Source organism: Helicobacter sp. CLO-3 (assembly GCF_001854545.1).
Classification (GTDB): Bacteria; Campylobacterota; Campylobacteria; order Campylobacterales; family Helicobacteraceae; genus Helicobacter_B.
In genome coordinates, this window is the sequence record NZ_MLQN01000073.1 from 1 (window position 1) to 969 (window position 969).

A 969-nucleotide genomic window follows, 5' to 3' on the forward strand; every position below is an offset into this window, starting at 1 on the left:
CTTTTTCATACAATCTCCTTAATCAAGTCCCGATTTAGCAAACTCACTCGCACTTCTTGCAGTGCTGCTTGACTTTGCGTTCCTCCTTAGCCTTGACTATGCGCTCTACTTCGTCATGGTATTCTTTGGAATCATACATATCAAGGCAGATATAAAATCTGCTAAAATTGGAATTTTTATAATGATTATATATGGTTTCATAACTTATGATAGACTTAGCATCTATGTATGATTTAAGCTCTAGTGGCGGTAGAATTGCGCCAAATCCCAACCCAAGTTTATTGGTATAGAGACCCAAGACTTGAACATCCGTTCTTGTTTCATAAAAATCATTTCCTTTAATGCAATATTCTATGCCTATTCTTTTTATAATTTTTACCTTTTTTTCATAAGAGTAAGCTTCCCTATCTGCTTTTCCCGCCAATTCCCCATCAAATTTTATATCACTACCATTAAGACATACCAATGACACAAAGCAAAGCCACATTGTTTTTTTCACTTGCGCTTCTCCCATTTATCAAATACTTTTTTTACTATCTTTTCTATTTCAGTATGAAATTCTTTGGATTTATACATTTCAAGACACATTATAAAATATACAGGTTCTTTTTCTTTGGGGTTATCTGGATTTATATCAAAAATAAAATATTGCGACATATACTTTTTAACATAATTGTATATTTCATCGTATGCTCCAGGTCCAATTACCATTAATTGAAAATATATACTTTGTGCTACTCCTATATCATTAGATGGAGGAGTTTGGTAAAAATTACACAAACAATAAGCTAGGCCATAATCTTTTGCGAATTGAACTTCCTTTTTAAATTCTTGTGATTGTGCGCAAAAAGCAAATAGCATAAATAATAAAATATATTTTTTCATTTATATCAGCTCCCAAATAATTTCACAGCGATAAGCATTTGCCCGCCACATTATACCGCAAAATATCCATGAACACACCTAAGC

Annotated in this window: 2 protein-coding genes; both read right to left on the bottom strand. The window is 32.3% G+C overall.

Features of this window, described 5'->3' with window-relative positions; translation table 11 throughout:
* Positions 1-43: 43 nt before the first annotated feature.
* Positions 44-514, bottom strand: coding sequence for a hypothetical protein (locus tag BKN38_RS10055; RefSeq protein ID WP_172798591.1), 471 nt, complete (start codon positions 512-514; stop codon positions 44-46).
* Complete coding sequence (locus tag BKN38_RS10060) at positions 496-885, bottom strand: hypothetical protein (RefSeq protein ID WP_066453600.1); 390 nt, start codon at positions 883-885, stop codon at positions 496-498. The genes BKN38_RS10055 and BKN38_RS10060 overlap by 19 nt, the downstream gene beginning before the upstream one ends.
* Between the last annotated feature and the right edge of the window lie 84 nt (positions 886-969).

Bases quoted from the DNA above. Each gene is read 5' to 3' on its own strand.
- BKN38_RS10055 (WP_172798591.1), bottom strand. From the start codon at position 514: ATGGGAGAAGCGCAAGTGAAAAAAACAATGTGGCTTTGCTTTGTGTCA.
- BKN38_RS10060 (WP_066453600.1), bottom strand. From the start codon at position 885: ATGAAAAAATATATTTTATTATTTATGCTATTTGCTTTTTGCGCACAA.